Annotated in this window: 2 protein-coding genes; one reads left to right on the forward strand and one right to left on the reverse strand. The window is 61.1% G+C overall.

Going from position 1 to position 2,369, the window contains the following annotated elements:
- Window positions 1-1,193 (reverse strand): adenylate/guanylate cyclase domain-containing protein (locus ACE3UY_RS23310; protein ID WP_374689859.1); only part of this gene is annotated, 1,193 nt, incomplete at its 3' end.
- A gap of 219 nt (window positions 1,194-1,412) precedes the next feature.
- Between ACE3UY_RS23310 and ACE3UY_RS23315 the strand changes: the two genes are divergently transcribed.
- Window positions 1,413-2,318 (forward strand): site-specific DNA-methyltransferase, encoded by a 906-nt coding sequence (locus ACE3UY_RS23315; protein WP_374689860.1) that lies wholly within the window; start codon window positions 1,413-1,415, stop codon window positions 2,316-2,318.
- Window positions 2,319-2,369 lie beyond the last annotated feature (51 nt).

A 2,369-nucleotide genomic window follows, 5' to 3' on the forward strand; every position in this document is an offset into this window, starting at 1 on the left:
GGTCGCAACAAGTAGGTCGTCATCTCCCCCTTGCCCTTCACCGGAAATGGCCCGCGCTCCTCGAAGGTGTAGCGGCCGGCCAGCTTGTCGCGTACGGCGGCCGTCACCTGGATGACGTTCGCCAGCCCATAGGACTCCATGCGGCTGGCGGTGTTGACCGTGTCGCCCCACAGGTCGTAGATGAACTTGCGCCGGCCGATGACCCCGGCCACGGTGGGGCCGGTGTGGATGCCGATGCGCACACAGATGCGCTCCCCGTTCCACGAGCGGTGGCGCTCCAGCACGTCCAGCATGTCCACGGCGAAGGCGGCCACCGCCTCGGTGTGGTCGGGCCGCGGCTCCGGCAGGCCGCCGACGACCATGTAGGCGTCGCCGATGGTCTTGATCTTCTCCAGGCCGTGGCGGTCGGCCAGCTGGTCGAAGTCGGAGAAGATGGCGTTGAGCAGCGAGACCACCTCGCCGGCGTCGGCTGTGGCGCTCATGCGCGTGAAATCCACGATGTCGGCGAACAGCACCGTCACGTCGCTGTAGCCGTCGGCGATGGTGACCGGGCCGGCCCGCAGCCGGTCGGCCACCGGCCCGGGCAAGACGTTGAGCAGCAGCCGGTCAGCCTGGAGGCGCGCTCGCTCCACCTGGCGAAAGAGGAACAGGCTGATGAACAGCACCATCATGCCCGGCACGAGGGCGCTGAGCAGGCTGGCGAACAGCCGGATCCATTGGGGCAAGTCCGGCGCGTTGGCGGCGACCAGCGGATCGAGAGCCACGGAAACGACGGCCAGGACGATGTAGATGGCGGCGTTGATCAGCGCCGGGCGAATGCCGATGAGCAGCAGACTGGCCCCCGGCCCGACCAGCGCCCACAGCATGGGCAGCAGCCCCGACCGGAAGCCGCCGGAGGCCAGGCCGACGATCCACGGGTGGATGGTGACGTAGAGGGCCGTAATCAACACGCAGGCGTAGTAGGCCCGCGGCCGGAGCAGCAGATAGGACAGGGTCGCGCCGGTCAGGAGGACGGTGAGGACGTAGAGCCAGCCCAGCAGCGGCGCGCCGCCGATAAAGTAGAGCACGGCGAAGAGCAGCGCCGTGTTGACCCCGGCCAGCCCGGCGAAGAAGGCGACGACCTTGCGCTTGCGCACCGTCTCGTCGTCGCCGGGGAGGGCGAGGCGGCGTTCAATGCGTCCGATTAGGATCATGGCAGTGATAGCACGCCGGTTCGCCCGGCGCGTTGTGTTTGGCCCGGTCTCGATGCGGGCGGCAGTGGGTAGAGGGCTATCTCCAGGCCGGTCGCCCAGAGACCCGGTAGTGTAGCGGGGTGGGGCGGCTGTGTAAAGAGCAAGCGGCTGTCGTTCTGGTACTTCTATGTCGTACCAGCAACCGTTGTTACTACGGCCGACGAAAGTATAATCCAGGTTATGAAATCGGAGATTATGGGTGGCAGTTTCTCCTCAACGCTGTGGCTTGGCGATTGTGTGGATGTGCTCAAAGAAATCCCGGACAATTGCGTTGATTTGGTAGTCACTTCGCCGCCTTACGCGGATCAACGAAAGACCACCTATGGGGGAATACACCCTGACCATTACGTTGAATGGTTCACGCCTATAGGCGCTGAACTTCTGCGTGTGCTCAAGCCAACAGGCACATTCATCCTCAACATTAAGGAGAAAGTGGTAGAGGGCGAACGCCACACCTACGTGCTGCAACTTATTATGCGGATGCGCGAACTAGGCTGGCTATGGACGGAGGAGTTCATGTGGCACAAGAAGAACTCGCACCCCGGCAAGTGGCCGAATCGCTTCCGTGATAATTGGGAGAGGATATTGCAGTTCAATAAGCAGAAACGTTTCGCCATGTACCAGGAAGCAGTGATGGTGCCGATGGGCAAGTGGGCGGAATCCCGCTTACGCAACCTTAGTGAAACCGACAAGCGACGAGACAACTCAAGAGTGGGAAGCGGTTTTGGCAAGAATGTGTCTAAGTGGGTAGGGCGGGACATGGCGTATCCCAGCAATGTGTTGCACATGGCTACCGAGACCAGCAACAAGAACCATAGCGCAACGTTTCCGCTGGAGCTTCCTACATGGTTCATCAAGCTGTTTACGAAAGAGGGTGACGTTGTGCTCGACCCGTTCATGGGGCAAGGCACAGCGTGCGTTGCAGCCTCACAGTTGAGGCGTAGTTCAATCGGCATTGAATTGCTGGAAGAGTATTACCGTCTGGCTGTGACGAATGTCGAAGAGGCTTGCAGGAAATTACCCGGCTATGGGCAGAGGAGCCTTTTTAGCCTGGTAGACGATTCGAGTGCACATAGTGATGGCTGAGTTGAACTACGATGAATTACAGGGTTACGTAGCCCGTGAAGTAGTCAAACC

Source organism: Promineifilum sp. (SeqCode), from assembly GCF_041918635.1.
Taxonomy (GTDB): domain Bacteria; phylum Chloroflexota; class Anaerolineae; order Promineifilales; family Promineifilaceae; genus Promineifilum.